The 14,228-nt window shown below is 33.9% G+C and carries 16 protein-coding genes; 4 read left to right on the top strand and 12 right to left on the bottom strand.

All coding sequences use genetic code 11. The annotated features are described in order from the left end of the window. Positions 1–63: 63 nt before the first annotated feature. From ACTB0X_RS13795 to ACTB0X_RS13740, 12 genes are all read right to left on the bottom strand, one after another. The gene (locus ACTB0X_RS13795) at positions 64–228 is read right to left on the bottom strand and encodes a zinc-ribbon domain-containing protein (RefSeq protein ID WP_463025647.1); all 165 of its coding nucleotides are present in this window, start codon (positions 226–228) and stop codon (positions 64–66) included. Positions 229–392: 164 nt separating this feature from the next. Next, positions 393–752: a SpoIIAA family protein gene (locus tag ACTB0X_RS13790; RefSeq protein ID WP_463025625.1), complete on the bottom strand. Its 360-nt coding sequence runs from the start codon at positions 750–752 to the stop codon at positions 393–395. A 69-nt stretch (positions 753–821) separates the two neighbouring features. Continuing rightward, entirely contained in the window at positions 822–1,376 is a 555-nt protein-coding gene (locus ACTB0X_RS13785) for an AlbA family DNA-binding domain-containing protein (protein ID WP_463025624.1), read from the bottom strand. Next, positions 1,339–1,620 (bottom strand): hypothetical protein, encoded by a 282-nt coding sequence (locus ACTB0X_RS13780; RefSeq protein ID WP_463025623.1) that lies wholly within the window; start codon positions 1,618–1,620, stop codon positions 1,339–1,341. The genes ACTB0X_RS13785 and ACTB0X_RS13780 overlap by 38 nt, the downstream gene beginning before the upstream one ends. Before the next feature lie 9 nt (positions 1,621–1,629). Next, on the bottom strand, positions 1,630–2,001 hold the full coding sequence (locus ACTB0X_RS13775; RefSeq protein ID WP_463025622.1) for a zinc-ribbon domain-containing protein: 372 nt from the start codon (positions 1,999–2,001) through the stop codon (positions 1,630–1,632). Between the two features lie 14 nt (positions 2,002–2,015). Beyond that, complete coding sequence (locus ACTB0X_RS13770) at positions 2,016–2,894, bottom strand: prohibitin family protein (RefSeq protein WP_463025621.1); 879 nt, start codon at positions 2,892–2,894, stop codon at positions 2,016–2,018. A gap of 14 nt (positions 2,895–2,908) precedes the next feature. Further along, the gene (locus ACTB0X_RS13765) at positions 2,909–3,148 is read right to left on the bottom strand and encodes an acyl carrier protein (protein WP_463025620.1); all 240 of its coding nucleotides are present in this window, start codon (positions 3,146–3,148) and stop codon (positions 2,909–2,911) included. A gap of 56 nt (positions 3,149–3,204) precedes the next feature. Beyond that, positions 3,205–3,621: a Fur family transcriptional regulator gene (locus ACTB0X_RS13760; RefSeq protein WP_463025619.1), complete on the bottom strand. Its 417-nt coding sequence runs from the start codon at positions 3,619–3,621 to the stop codon at positions 3,205–3,207. A 12-nt stretch (positions 3,622–3,633) separates the two neighbouring features. Further along, positions 3,634–3,963 carry a P-II family nitrogen regulator gene (locus tag ACTB0X_RS13755; RefSeq protein ID WP_463025618.1) on the bottom strand — a complete coding sequence of 110 codons (330 nt, stop codon included), beginning with the start codon at positions 3,961–3,963 and terminating at the stop codon, positions 3,634–3,636. A gap of 47 nt (positions 3,964–4,010) precedes the next feature. Beyond that, complete coding sequence (locus ACTB0X_RS13750) at positions 4,011–5,321, bottom strand: efflux RND transporter periplasmic adaptor subunit (RefSeq protein ID WP_463025617.1); 1,311 nt, start codon at positions 5,319–5,321, stop codon at positions 4,011–4,013. A 37-nt stretch (positions 5,322–5,358) separates the two neighbouring features. Then, positions 5,359–9,774: a CusA/CzcA family heavy metal efflux RND transporter gene (locus ACTB0X_RS13745; protein WP_463025616.1), complete on the bottom strand. Its 4,416-nt coding sequence runs from the start codon at positions 9,772–9,774 to the stop codon at positions 5,359–5,361. A 301-nt stretch (positions 9,775–10,075) separates the two neighbouring features. Then, positions 10,076–10,390: a DUF6660 family protein gene (locus ACTB0X_RS13740; protein ID WP_463025615.1), complete on the bottom strand. Its 315-nt coding sequence runs from the start codon at positions 10,388–10,390 to the stop codon at positions 10,076–10,078. A gap of 286 nt (positions 10,391–10,676) precedes the next feature. Between ACTB0X_RS13740 and ACTB0X_RS13735 the strand changes: the two genes are divergently transcribed. The 4 genes from ACTB0X_RS13735 (at position 10,677) to ACTB0X_RS13720 (ending at position 14,224) form a co-directional block, all read left to right on the top strand. Beyond that, positions 10,677–11,132, top strand: coding sequence for a hypothetical protein (locus tag ACTB0X_RS13735; RefSeq protein ID WP_463025614.1), 456 nt, complete (start codon positions 10,677–10,679; stop codon positions 11,130–11,132). A gap of 84 nt (positions 11,133–11,216) precedes the next feature. After that, positions 11,217–12,401, top strand: coding sequence for a TolC family protein (locus ACTB0X_RS13730; RefSeq protein ID WP_463025613.1), 1,185 nt, complete (start codon positions 11,217–11,219; stop codon positions 12,399–12,401). Positions 12,402–12,419: 18 nt separating this feature from the next. Next, positions 12,420–12,713 carry a hypothetical protein gene (locus tag ACTB0X_RS13725; RefSeq protein WP_463025612.1) on the top strand — a complete coding sequence of 98 codons (294 nt, stop codon included), beginning with the start codon at positions 12,420–12,422 and terminating at the stop codon, positions 12,711–12,713. 11 nt (positions 12,714–12,724) lie between these two features. After that, entirely contained in the window at positions 12,725–14,224 is a 1,500-nt protein-coding gene (locus ACTB0X_RS13720; protein WP_463025611.1) for an efflux RND transporter periplasmic adaptor subunit, read from the top strand. Positions 14,225–14,228: the final 4 nt, after the last annotated feature.

Here is a 14,228-nt window from a genome sequence, read left to right as displayed (position 1 = left end):
TTGGGCGTTCACATTGAGAATACCAAAAAATAGAATTATCAATATATAGTACTTCATCGGTTGTTATTTATTGATGCGTTCAGTACCGCAATTAGGGCAAAATTTTGCCTCGACTGGCACACTCTCGTTACAGTTACTACACTTGGACTTGCCTAAAGGTGAACCGCACTTTTTACAAAAGGCTGCGCTCTCTTCATTTTTCTCACCACAGGCCGTGCAACGAATCATAACCTTTGCATCTGAACTATCTTCCCTATAGCCATAACCGCGCTTATTATGATGTCCGCGGGAATGATGGCCTCCGTTTTGAAAGCCTCGAAATAAATGTTTTAAAAATCCCATATCAGTTTATTTTTTAGTTATTCTTTAGTTAATCATCCAATGCCCTATCATCAGTTACTTTCAATCCATATTTTGGCTTCCTGTTTTTGGTCTGGACCAAAATATTTGATTTCGGCATTGCAAAACGGTTTCATAAATTGGGTGGCCCACTTTCGCCACTTTTTTTCGCCGACCAATGCTATTTTTTCATACTCCTTTTCGTGTTCAACATCTTTAGTGAAATCTTTCCATAGCCCTTCTATATGCCAGCCTTGAAAATCGTTCATCTCAAAATACCACCGAACCTTTAAGCCCTTATCGAGAATACTATGGATAAGCGGATGTATTTTTTCAAAGTCGTACTGGTTGAGTTTACCGCTAGCCTTTGTGGTAACCACATTTTCGCTCTTTATGTCTGTAATCTGTAACATCTTTTAAAATTAATATTATTATTAGTGCATTGTATGTGCAAATATCCATTGGCTTTACACTTGCTTTTCTTAATTATAAAGCGCCTTTTTTTTTCCTAAGTGCAAGATGGCTTCGGGCAAATCGAGTTCGCGCGTTCCGTTGCCGGTTCTAATATAAAACCGTGACCTCCCGTCTTGACTTAGATAGACCGGTGTTTTGGCCGGGTCTATTTCTATGTAGCACACATCATTTTCTCCATATCTGTAAAAAGATACATTTACAGCCGTACATAAATGGGTGCCCAATTTTAGAGATATCAACTGCATCAGGTATTGTTCAAAACCATCAATGTCTTTCTTCTTGAGTGTTTTGAAATCATTATCAAGTCCTAAGGCTACCCCATTATCATCAATACCAATAAATAGATTTCCGCCATCCGTATTTATAAAAGCTGCAATTGTTTTAAGTACGGCAACCTCAATTTCAGGATTTCTTTTTTCCAGTCTTATGTCCCATCGTAAAGTAGATTTGAATTCAACATGACTATTTTCGCCACCATTTATTAAAGCCAAAGCTTCGTTTTTGTGATTCAACTCCTTTACTCTGTTAATAAGGGTTTTGATAAAGAGTATACTGACCAGCATAGGTAGCACCAGATAAACCGAAAACACCAATAATCAGTACGTTATGCCAATCACTAATTGAGACAATTGATTTATACTCATTAATCAATAAGGAGAACCAACTACCTTTATCATTGTGTGCATCGTATGTAAAAAGGGAGAGAGTAAATGGTTTTATAACTGTTATACCTGATAGTATGCCAATTAAAGACCATTTGAGAATATGCTCTTTCTTTATTGATTTTATAGTTTTATCCGCACTCATTTTAAATAATCATTTACATTTTTTGCACCATCGTCCTTTTCGTATGCTATCAGGAGTTGCTTCAAATTGGTGTCCTTTCTGACATTCCCAAGTCAATTTGGTTTTGACATTTACATAATTATTGGACAAACATTTCCCTTTTTTGGTGGCTGCAAGCCGGTTCATTTCAACTATGCCTAAAGGCTGATTACTTGCACAACTAGGACACCAACTACCTCTCGTTTTTACACTAAAAGGAGTAGCCTGCCAACGATGACCATAAATACACTCCCACCAAAGGTTAGTTTTGGAATTGATGTAGGTTTTAGACCAGCAAATCCCACCTTTTGATTTTGCCAATAATTGCATTTCTTGTATGGTTCCTCTTCCTGTTTGTCCCATTTGTATAAAAGCTTTTATTTATCATTCAATATAATAGGAGATTTACCATCAGAAATTATGATTTTTGCATTGTTTGATTTCACTAAATCTCTTGTTATTTCTAAACTTTTTAGTTCGATTAATTTATCAGTAAGTGTAGAATTTACAATTTCTTGCTGCTTTTTTATGGCTTCTGCTTCTATCAGCATGCGTTCTGCCTCTTTTTTTTGTTTTTCTATGTAAAAGTCAATATCGAGCCGTTGTTTTTTAATCTCCAATTCCTTAATCTTTAGATCTTTTTCCAATTGAAAGTCGAGTTCATTTCTTTTCACTTCATTGTCAATAACTGTTTTCTTGGCTGTTTCTTCCGCATTTAACTTTGCTTCAATGGTTGCAATAACATTAGCTGGAAGATCCACTTGCTTAAGCATCACCAAATCCATTGCAAAACCATATTTTCCAACAATGGAGTCCATTTTTTGCTTTACCTTTTTTTCTATGTTTGCTCTTTCTGTGATAAGTTCTGTGGCACTGTATTGAAGTCCTGTTTGCCGAAGAATGCTAATTAGATTATCTTCCACAACTTTTTCCTGATAATCTTCTCCAAAAGTTTTATACACACTAACAACTTCGAAAGCATTTAAATGATAGAGTAGTGTGATTTCAGAAGTAACTTCAATTCCTTCTTTGGTATGAAAGTTTATGTTGTTAGAATAGTTAGTCACACGCGTGTCAAAGCGTACTATTTTCCTTCCGAAAATGGCAAAAAAGTGATGAGGACCAGGGTCAAGAGTTTTAGTTTTCACTTTCCCAAAGTGTACATCAACACCCACTTCTCCTGGTTGCACTACGGCACAGCTTTGAACAAGCAAAATGGCTATTACAAAAAGAGATATAAGTTTCAATTTTTTCATATTACATATTTTAGTTAAAATTTAATTTTTTCTCTTAAATAGCCTTCAGCCCCACCTATTGTTTGGAGGCTTTGTGCATCTTCATCCGATATGGTTATCTTAAATACCTTTTCAAATTCGATCGTTAATTCAACCAAATCGAGAGAATCAACTCCTAAATCATTTGTAAAATGGATATTGGGTTTAATGTCCTCCTCATTAATGCTAAGAGTTTTAATCAAGACCTTATCAAATATTTGTTTAAAATTTTCCATTATTTTGTGTTTTTATTAGATGCAGTTAAATCAATAGCTAATAAAAAAAATGCATCTTAATCATTGCAAGCAGCACATTTTCCTTTCACCACAAGGTTTACTTCTTTTTTACTAAAGTTTTTAGGCAATTTAAAGCCAGGTATTCTAAAGGTTGGAAGACAATAAGTTTTACCACAGTTTTCGCAATGAAAATGAATATGAGCATCATTATGTTCTTCTATATCACAGGCATCCGTGCAAAGAGCATATTTAGGAACACTAGTGCCATCAACTATAGTATGCACCAAACCATTTTTTTCAAATGCTTTTAATGTTCGATATAAGGTTGTTCGGTCTGATTTCACAAAAGTTTCGTATAAATCTGTCAAACTAATTGCAGTTTCTTTCTCCATTAAATATTCTAACACCAACAAACGCATAGCAGTTGGTTTAATATGATGCCGTTTTAAATTGCCCTCTAATTCCTTAATCATACAAACTCAAACTTATTTCTTAATAGACTCTCCTGTCTTTATTTGGAAAGCATTTTCCACTTGTGAAATGTAAATTATTCCATCTCCGTCTTCATGTGTCTTGGCTTTTCCAAGTATTAACTGCACAGCTTTCTCCACTTCTTCATTTTGGCAAACTAGTTCTAGTTTTACTACCGGACTATCCGTGATATGAAAATCAAGCGAAGGAGAAGCTCCTTCTGTTTTAAAAGCCCCGGTTCCTTCTGCCTGCGAAATAGTCATACTTTTAAACCCTGCATCGCTTAGTGCTTCGATAACTATTTGCACCCTTGTTGGCTTAATAAATGCCTTTACTTCTTTCATTTTTATTAATTTATTCAGTTAATTATTTTTTAATTTCTAGGCATAGATTAATGACTATGCTCTGTTTCTCCTTTACCCATTTCTGCTAAAATATAATAAGCTCCGGTCCCAGCTATTTGCGCATTTTTTGGTAATGGTTGTAAAAGTTTAATTTCGATATAACCATCACTTTTATCTCCAGTTATTACTTCTACCATTTTAAAAACCCACTTGCCTTCTTCATGCCCTTCATGGTGTTCGTCTTTTTCACTTTCGTGTGCATGCTCATCATTACTTTGTTCTTCTTTTTCATGTCCATGATCGTGTTCTTTGCCTTCTTTTTTAACAAAAATGTAAGTTTTACCTTCTTCAGTAACAATGGCATGTTCTGGAAGAACATTTGCTTCAACGTCATTAGCTGTAACTTTGCCTTTAATGTACATTCCTGGTAAAAGCTTTATGTCTTTGGTAAGTATATTGGCGTGAATATGCATAGCCTTAGGGCTTTGTTCAAAAGAAGGACTAATAGCAAAAATTTTTGCTTCTAAAATTTTATCTGGTACACCTGTAGTTGAGAAATATACTTTTTGACCTAATTTAATTTTATCTATGTCTTTTTCAAAAACCATTAAGTCGGCATGTATCTTTTCATTATCCACTATTTCAAATACTTTAGTAAGAGGTTCAATGTATGTACCAACGTTAGTTTCTACTAAACTTACTATACCATTAATAGGTGAAGTAAGATTTACTAAAGGATAGATTTTTCCTTTTGCAACTTCAGAACTATTTATACCAAGCATATTCAATTTTGCTTTAAGTGCTTCGGCATTTGATTTGCTGTTTAAATAGTCGGCACTTGTTTTTTGAAAATCTTTACCGGAGCCCACTTTTTCTTCATATAATTTTTTCTGTCTTTCATAGTCTTTTTCCAAATATTCTAAACTGTTAACAGTATTAATATAATCCTGCTGTAGTTGTATAAAATCAGGATGCTCTAGAGTAGCAAGTATTTGCCCTTTTCTAACCTTATCTCCTTCAAAAACATTTATTGATTTTACAATACCTCCAATTACCGGACTTACATCTGCTTTGTCTTGGGGTGCCATTTCTAATGTACCAGAGGCAAATACTGCCATGTTCAATGTTCTTTTTTCAATTTGAACCATTTTTAAGCCAATGGCATCCATTTGTTGCTCAGTTAAAGAAACAATTCCTTCTTCTTCTTCTTCTTCATGACCCTCTTCTTTATGTTCTCCATGACCTGCTGATTCCTGCTCTCCATGTTCATCTTTTTCTTTTGGTGATGAAGAATCGCAAGCAGTCATTAAAACTGCCATTGTTATTATTCCGATTATGAATTTTATGTTCGTTTTCATATTATATTATTTTTTCTATTTAATTTTTGAATGAGAATTATTTACCACCTAAGTATTCTATGGCTATAATAGATTGATTGTATTGGTTCAATATATTCAGGTATTCATTTTTTATTTCCAAGCCATTGTTTAAGCCTTGAATGTATTCTACATAATCAATTGCCCCATTTTCAAAACTTTTGGTAGAATTTGACAATATTAATTCTGCTTGTGGTAGAGCATTAGTTTCGTAGGTTTCGATCGTATATTTATATTTTAAATAATCCTGAACTACTCTTTCATACTCTCCCAACAAAACAGTCTGATAATAATTAGCTTCAGTCTGTGCTTTTTGTTGGTTTAGTTTAGCTGCCTTAATGCGAGCTAAATCAGGTTTCGCCCAAATGGGTATAGAGATGGTTGCTTGAATTCCCGTAAACCGTTGACTTCTTCCATAGAATTGTTCAGAACCATTCACATTGTATGAACCAATTAAAGACTGATTAAAATAACCAATGGAAAAATCAGGTAGAAACTGTGCTTTGTTTACAGCCTTCTCTTTTTCTCTAATTGTAATTAGATTGGTTAAATAGCCCAAATTGGGGTTGCTAGAAACAATAGCTGTATCTAATGTGAGTTTTAATTCCTTTTTTGGATTAAACCCATTAATAATATCAACAGGAGATGGACTATTTAAAAGGGTTTGAAGCCTTTTCTTGTAGCCTTTTATGTCTGCTTCGTTTTGGATAATGAGTGCTTTAACAGCTGTTACTTTAGATTCAGCAGTCACTTTTTCAAGTAAGGTTCCTGCTTCTGTTTGATACCTTAAATTGGCAGCTTTTAAAAACTTTACATACATACTATCTTGATAAAGAAGCAGTTTATTTTTATCCATCAAATAAGTAAGTTGATACCAGCTTAGTTTTATTTCCTTAATCAACTCATTTTCAGTAATCGCCTTATCAAATTTACCTGCTTGAATGTTAGCTTTTGCCAATCCATTTCTACTTGAATAGACAGTGGGAAACTGAAATTTTTGATCTATCGAAAACGCAAAGTCATTTTCAAAGCTGTTGTATTGCCCATATTGAACGCCTACATCGGTTTTACCTAGATTAAAAGATGTTCCTTTTAAAGCTTCTAAGCGTTTAATCTCCGTTTCAGCAGATTTCACATTTCCGTTATTACTCAATCCAAAACTAATCGCTTCATCTAGAGTGAGTTGTTTTGCATTACTAGTTTGAGCTTGAACATTTTGACCAAATAAGGTAAGTGTTCCAATCAAAGGAATTATCAAAAGTGTAGCGATACTTGCTCCGCCAATATTTAAGCCTTCATTTGAATCTCTTTTAAGCTTTTTACGTTCTGCTCTTACTTCTACAATACTATATAAAATTGGGATGATGATTAAAGTTAGAATAGATGCTGTAAGCATACCTCCAATTACAACAGTTGCCAGTGGGCGTTGTACTTCTGCTCCTGAGGAGGTAGATATAGCCATTGGAAGAAAGCCCAATATATCAGTAGATGCAGTTAAAAATATGGGACGAATCCGCTCTTTTGTTCCTTTAATAATTCGTTCTTTCAAACCCATCCCTTCTTGTTTGAGTTCGTTCATACTGCTTATAAGGACGAGACCATTTAACACAGCAACTCCAAACAGAACGATAAATCCCACACCAGCAGAAATACTGAAAGGCATGTCTCGTAACCAAAGAGAGAATATGCCACCTATTGCAGAAAGCGGTATTGCCACGTAAATCATCACAGTTTGACTAAACGATTTCAAGGCAAAGAACAGGAGTACAAAAATTAATGCCAAAGCAATAGGTACTACAATCATTAATCGTGATTTTGCTCTTTGTAAGTTTTCAAAAGAGCCACCGTATTTGATGTAATAACCAGGTGGTAAATCAAGTTGACTATCTAACTTTTCTTGTATCTCATTAACTACAGATTCTACATCTCTTCCTCTTACATTTATCCCTACATAAGTTCTGCGGTTGGTTCCTTCTCTTGAAATTTGCATAGGGCCTCCTTGATAGCTGATGCTTGCAACTTCTTTTAAAGGTAATTGGTCGCCATTCGGTAGTTCTACATAAATATTTTTAAGATCATCGATGCTAGTTTTATGCTCATCTTTTAGTCGAACAACTAAATCAAAGCGTTTTTCTCCTTCAAAAATCACTCCTGCTACTTCACCACTAAATGCAGTTCTTACAATCGTGTTCAATTCCTGAACGTTTAAACCATATTGAGCCAGTTTATCACGTTCATATTTAACTGTCATTTGGGGTAAGCCTTTTGTCGCTTCTACTTTTATGTCAGCTACTCCTTCTACAGTACCTATTATTTCGGACATTTTTTGCGCATAGCTTGCCAAAGCATCTAAGTCTTCGCCAAAAAGCTTAATTGCAACATCCTGTCTAACACCTGTCATTAATTCATTAAATCGAAGTTCCAGAGGCTGTGAAAATTCATAATTTACTCCAGGTATAAAAGCTAATTTATCTCTAATTTTATCAATTAGCTCTTCTTTAGTTTCAGCAGAAGTCCATTCACTTTGAGGTTTTAAAATAATGAACATATCCGCGATATCCATTGGCATTGGATCGGTAGGTAACTCTGCCACCCCAATACGTGAAACCATTTCAGTTACTTCAGGAAAATTATCCAATATGGTTTTCTCAATTAAGGTAGATACTTTTTCAGTTTCTTCTAAAGAACTACCGGGCTTTAATAAGGCTTGCATGGCAATATCTCCTTCATCTAGTTGAGGAACAAATTCTCCACCCATACGCGAAAATGTAAATATTGCCAGTACAAGAAAAGCTCCAGATAAAGAAAGAATTAATTTCTTTCTTTTTAAAGATTTTTGAAGTAATGGTTCGTATTTATTTGCCATCCATATGATAGCTTTATCTCCCCACATTAGTTTTTGAGATGGTTTCTTACTCATAAAAAGAGCCGAAACCATAGGAACATAGGTTAGGCATAAAACCATTGCACCGATTACAGCAAAACTAAATGTCATTGCCATAGGGGTAAACATTTTACCTTCTACACCTTGTAGTGTAAGAATTGGAATAAATACAATTAAAATAATAAGCTGTCCAAAAAATGCAGCATTCATCATTTTACTAGATGATGTATTGGATATTTCATCCATTTCTTGCTGCGACAGTTGCCCATTAACTGTATTTCTAACTCTTTGTGATATGTAGAAGGCTACACTTTCTACAATAATAACTGCTCCATCTACTATTATTCCAAAATCTATCGCTCCTAAACTCATTAGGTTTGACCAAACACCAAAAATATTCATCATGATGTAGGCAAATAAGAGCGATAGGGGAATGGTAGATGCAACTATTAATCCACCTCTGAAATTCCCTAAAAACAAAACCAATACAAATATAACTATCAATCCACCTTCTAAAAGGTTAGAAGATACAGTACTTGTTGTCTTCTCAATTAAAGATGCCCTGTCAATAAAAGGTTTAATACTAATTCCTTTTGGTAAGGATTTTTCGATCTCCACTACACGATCTTTTACTCTTGCAATTACATCGTTAGAATTTTCTCCTCTTAACATTAATATCATTCCACCAACTGCATCTCCTTCTCCATTTTTGGTAAATGATCCAAAGCGAACAGCGTGACCAAACTTCACAGTGGCTACATCCTTTATTAAAGTTGGAATATTATTTTCAGTGGTAACCACAATGTTTTCCAAATCTGATAATGATCTGGCTAATCCCTCTCCTCTAATAAAATTGGCTTTGTGATCTTTAACAATGTAAGCCCCACCAGTATTTTCATTATTAATCTCCAGAGCTTTAAATATATCAGCAATGGTAATGCCCATACTTCTCAATCTGTCCGGATCAACAGCTATTTCATACTGTTTTACCCTGCCTCCGAAACTATTTACTTCTACCACACCCGCCAGCATAGCCATCTGTCTTTTCACTATCCAATCTTGATATGTTCTTAAATCAGTATCGGTGTATTTATCTTTATAGTTGGAATCTACTGCCAAGGTATATTGATAGATTTCCCCCAATCCTGTGGTTATGGGTCCCATAAATGGTTCGCCGAATTTTTGTGGAATTTGATCTTTTACGTCTGCCAATTTTTCAGAAACCAGTTGTCGAGGAAGATAAGTTCCCATATCATCTTTAAAAACAAGAGTTACAACGGACAAACCAAAACGCGAAATAGATCGAATCTCTGTAATGCCGGGAAGGTTAGCCATGGCTACCTCAACTGGGTAAGTTACAAACTGTTCTATATCTTCTGTGCCTAAATTTGGAGAGGTAGTAATTACTTGAACCTGATTGTTCGTGATATCAGGCACGGCGTCTATTGGCACTTCTTTCATGGAATAAATTCCAACACCAATCCATGCCAACATCATTAATCCTATGATGAGTTTATTCTTTATTGAGAATAGAATTATTTTGTTAATCATAATTATTTTATTATTTAAAGTGAATAGAGAAATGGTGTTTAAAACGCGCTATAATTCCAAGTAGGAGAATTAAGCAAGCCAACACAATAAAAAACCACTTTACTATTAATTTAGATGTGATTTTCTTCTTTTTTCTTTTTTTCTTTTTATTCAATTTTTTTCTCAATTAATCAAGCCAATAAATTGACTTTAATAAATCGAAGTATTTAGGGGAGTTTAGCAAATTATTAGATGAAATGTTAGTCTAGTTTGATAAAATAGTTTTATCGTTAAGACAGACTTATCTTGCTAAAAAGAAAAATTATGATATAGGGGGAATTGGAAAGTCAGCGATTTCAACTTTTTTGAAATTCTGCAGATAAAGAGCATTCAGTTGAGGAAAATTCTTTTGCAATTTCAATTGAATATTTGAAGATGACAGAAAACTTACATGACAGCAATTACAAGAACATAAAGGAGAACAGCCGTCCCAATCACTTTCTTGAGCGTGATTATGAATATCGCTGCTAATAGCTGTAATGATATCTTTTGAATTGTCTATAGACACTGTATCAGCACATGAAACTCCTGCCAAGGCCATAAAGTAAATACTAAGTATGTAACATGCACTTTTCACTGGGACAAATTTACATAATTAATGTTTGCAATGGTATTGCAAAGTAGCCAAAAATAATTATGGTTATCTCAAACTCCTTTACTGACCATAATTACCATTGAGCGATTTATTGTCAAACAAAAAATAGAAAAGTTAAAGAACTGCTGTTTTACGGTAATTTGACTTTAACTGAAATTTCTTTTCAATTAAATTACGGCAGCGTTGCTTATCTATCGGCTAAGTTTAAAAAATAGGCAGGAATGAAACCTACAGCCTTCTAATATATTTATGTAAGTTTGGAAATTCAATGCAGAAGTATATTCAAATAAAAAGCATTTTTTTGTTAATCGTTTTTTCTATAATAACGATTCACAATACTTTGCCTCATATTCATCATTCACATGATAATTCTGAGGGGGTTGCTTCAATTGAAAATATCCACCACTCACATGATGAAAGTCATGATCATCATCCTAAGGATCAAGAAAACTCTGATGAAGATTCTGAGAATTTCTTATTAGGATTATTATTAAATAGCCACTCTCACAATTCAGAGGTTAGCGAAGATTCAGAAATACTACTAAATCTAAATAAAATAATAATTGGTAAAAATTTACCTGTCACTACGCTCACTACCAATCATCAAGTTCCTAAGATTCCTACACTTTCTCTCAAAAAGAAATATTTTGAATATCAACAAGATTATAAGCAGGAACATCAACTGCTCAACTGCCCTCTAAGAGCTCCTCCGACTTTAGGATAATCATTCTTTGATGAAATAAAATCATCAAATCCTATCGAATTCTTTTCGTTAGAATATTATTGATTCATCCTATAATCAAAAATCATGTATAAAAAAATAGTGTTCGCTTTTTGCGGATACCTTATTTCGTATGGACTTTTTGCCCAAAATAACGAGATTGAAAAGGTATTGCAAGAGGTTGAAAGAAACAACAAAGAATTACAAGCATTTTCATCCTTAATAGAGAGTAAAAAACTCGAACTAAGTGCTTCAAATAACTTACCTGACCCTCAATTTGGAGCTTTTTATTTGCCTTTGGGAGAGCATAGTACAGGCAATTATTCAGAATTTCAAATCTTCCAAACCTTTGAATTTCCGACGGTTTATAGTTCAAGAAAGAGCCTTATAAAAAATCAACAAACTCAGCTTGAATTAGAATATAATTCTAAACGGCAAGCTATTTTATTAACTGCTAAAAAGCATTGTTTAGAGCTAATTTATTGGGATAAAAAAGAAACTCTTGAACAAAAAAGAGTTAAGCAAGCCAAGCAAGTTTTTAATCAGTTGAAGGAGCTTTATGAAAAAGAAGCAGTTGGAATATTAGATTACAACAAAGCAAAAGTAGCTTGGATTCAAGAACAATTTAAAGTGTCACAAATTGAAGTGGAGCAAAAGAATTTATTGCTTTTGCTCAAAAACTTAAATGGAAATATTGCTTTAAATTATAAACAATCAGACTATTCAAACTCTCTTTCTATTGCTGCGATTGATTCAGTTTGGAGTAAAAAGAAAGAATTAGATCCCGAAATACTTTTGTTGCAAAAGGAAGAGGATATAGCACTTGCAAATATAAAACTCAATAAGCAAAAGTCATTGCCCAACTTAACTGCAGGGTTCAACTATCAAGGGGTTGCAAATTCAAATTATTCAGGAATTTATGGTGGTATTTCAATTCCCTTATGGAGCAATAGAAATAAAGTTAAAGCAGCAAAAGCAAGCTATAACTTTAATCAATTGAACACCAATAGTCAAGTTTTACGCTTTTATTCTGATTTTGAAAAACAGCACAATGAGTATGACATCTTACTATCAAAATTTAAAGAATATCAAGAAACTTTAAGTGGATTGAATAGTGATGCCTTGTTATTGAAGTCGTATGAATTGGGCGAAATATCCTTTATGGAATACTACATAGAGTTAAAGTTTTACCAAGAGGCAACCAATGTAATGGTAGAAATGGAAAGACAACTTCATCAGCAAAAAGCTGATATGTTAAAATACCAATTATAATATCTAAAAAATACAATTATGAAATTATCAAAAATCAGCTTTATTATTATCGTCATATTTTCAGTCGCTTGCTCATCAAACAATGCAGAAAAAGAGCATGGACATGAGCACAACAATGAAGAACATGAACATCAGCATAGTGATGAAGAAAATAATAAATCACATGAACAAGAAGAGTTTATTATAGAAAAAGAAGAGAATCATATTAACGAGCAAGAAAAATTTATTGTTAAAAAAGATTCTGTTCAAGTTAAATCCAAGTTCGACGACCATGGACATAGTCATGATAAAGAACATAATCATAACCATTAAAAACTGACGACATGAAATATATAATAATATTAATGGCACTTGCATTTACAGCATGCCAATCATCAGAAGAACACGAACATGATGAAGAAGGGAATCACGTTGCGACAGAAACGCCTTCAGTAGTGCATACTGTATGGACAAATAAAAGTGAACTGTTTGTTGAATTTCCTGCACTTATTGTAGGACAAGCAAGCAGGTTTGTGGCACATTTTACTTATATCGAAAAACACCAGGCAGTGACCGAAGGCAGTTTAACCGTAAGTTTAATTGGGAATGAGAAAGGCATTCGACAAACGGTTGACAGTCCTGCATCCGTAGGAATTTTTAAACCCACTTTAGTACCACAACAAGCAGGTGTTTATCAATTGAAATTTGAATTAACAACTCCTACAATTTCAGATACCATTATTATTAGTGATGTGCTTGTTTACGAGGATTTAGAAAGTGCAATTGAGGCATTAAAAAATCAAGAAGAGAATCTAGGGTCTATCACTTTTTTGAAAGAACAAGCATGGAAAATTGATTTTCAAACGGCACCTGTTGTCAGAGATAAAGTCTATGAAATTATTCCCACTTCAGGGATCTGGGAGATTGCCCCATCTGATTATAAAACCATGGTTGCAACCACTAATGGAATTGTTGATTTTTTATCTATCAACCTTACTGAAGGAAGTAAAATAACAAAAGGTCAGTCTCTTGCGATAGTAAATAGCTCTGATTTAAGTACTAATAATCTGAGTGCAGAAATACAAAAAGCTAAAGCCGTATATGAACAGGCTAAATCAGAATATGACCGAAAGAAGCAGTTATACGATTCTAAGATAGTTCCTAAGTCTGAATTTGAAGAGGTTCAAGAAAGATACCAAGTGTCAAAATCAACTTATGAAACGCTAAGTGCAGGATATTCAAATGGAGGCAAAAAGCTAGTTGCTCCTTTTGACGGATTCATAAAATCAATAGCTGTAAAAAATGGAGATTTTGTTGAGCAAGGTGCTTCAATTTTAGCTATTTCAAAACATAACTCAAGTGTTTTGAAAATTCAAATTAGCTCAGATTATGGCTTAATTAAGGAGCAAATAAAAGAGGTATGGTATCAGCCATCAGCAGGTAATTGGTCAAGCTTATCGGCCAACAATGGCGAAATACTTTCTGTTGGAAAGGAAGTAAACAGTAAAAAACCATTGGTCTCAGTATTTGCTAAAGTGAAAGAATTGGTACAAATGCCGGAGGGTAGTTTTACAAACGTTCAAATAGCTTTTGGTCAATCAGAAAAAGTGTTAAGTATTCCCGAAGCAGCACTATTAGAGGATTATGGAAAGTACTCCGTAATTGTTCAGATTTCAGGAGAAAGTTTTGAAAGAAGAGATGTAATCATCGGAAAACGAAATGGCAAAAATGTAGAAATAACAAATGGTTTACGGGCAGGCGAAGTTGTAGTTACAAACGGAGCTTATCAAGTAAAAATGGCTTCAATGTCAGGACAAGCTCCTGCCCATGGTCACGATCATTAAAAAC

Source organism: Acidiluteibacter sp. (genome assembly GCF_055129545.1).
Note: the sequence above shows the minus strand (reverse complement) of the source record. Positions and strands in the feature narration are given on the sequence as shown.

Bases quoted from the DNA above. Each gene is read 5' to 3' on its own strand.
- ACTB0X_RS13795 (WP_463025647.1), bottom strand. From the start codon at position 228: ATGATTCGTTGCACGGCCTGTGGTGAGAAAAATGAAGAGAGCGCAGCC.
- ACTB0X_RS13790 (WP_463025625.1), bottom strand. From the start codon at position 752: ATGTTACAGATTACAGACATAAAGAGCGAAAATGTGGTTACCACAAAG.
- ACTB0X_RS13785 (WP_463025624.1), bottom strand. From the start codon at position 1,376: ATGCTGGTCAGTATACTCTTTATCAAAACCCTTATTAACAGAGTAAAG.
- ACTB0X_RS13780 (WP_463025623.1), bottom strand. From the start codon at position 1,620: ATGAGTGCGGATAAAACTATAAAATCAATAAAGAAAGAGCATATTCTC.
- ACTB0X_RS13775 (WP_463025622.1), bottom strand. From the start codon at position 2,001: ATGGGACAAACAGGAAGAGGAACCATACAAGAAATGCAATTATTGGCA.
- ACTB0X_RS13770 (WP_463025621.1), bottom strand. From the start codon at position 2,894: ATGAAAAAATTGAAACTTATATCTCTTTTTGTAATAGCCATTTTGCTT.
- ACTB0X_RS13765 (WP_463025620.1), bottom strand. From the start codon at position 3,148: ATGGAAAATTTTAAACAAATATTTGATAAGGTCTTGATTAAAACTCTT.
- ACTB0X_RS13760 (WP_463025619.1), bottom strand. From the start codon at position 3,621: ATGATTAAGGAATTAGAGGGCAATTTAAAACGGCATCATATTAAACCA.
- ACTB0X_RS13755 (WP_463025618.1), bottom strand. From the start codon at position 3,963: ATGAAAGAAGTAAAGGCATTTATTAAGCCAACAAGGGTGCAAATAGTT.
- ACTB0X_RS13750 (WP_463025617.1), bottom strand. From the start codon at position 5,321: ATGAAAACGAACATAAAATTCATAATCGGAATAATAACAATGGCAGTT.
- ACTB0X_RS13745 (WP_463025616.1), bottom strand. From the start codon at position 9,774: ATGATTAACAAAATAATTCTATTCTCAATAAAGAATAAACTCATCATA.
- ACTB0X_RS13735 (WP_463025614.1), top strand. From the start codon at position 10,677: ATGCAGAAGTATATTCAAATAAAAAGCATTTTTTTGTTAATCGTTTTT.
- ACTB0X_RS13730 (WP_463025613.1), top strand. From the start codon at position 11,217: ATGTATAAAAAAATAGTGTTCGCTTTTTGCGGATACCTTATTTCGTAT.
- ACTB0X_RS13725 (WP_463025612.1), top strand. From the start codon at position 12,420: ATGAAATTATCAAAAATCAGCTTTATTATTATCGTCATATTTTCAGTC.
- ACTB0X_RS13720 (WP_463025611.1), top strand. From the start codon at position 12,725: ATGAAATATATAATAATATTAATGGCACTTGCATTTACAGCATGCCAA.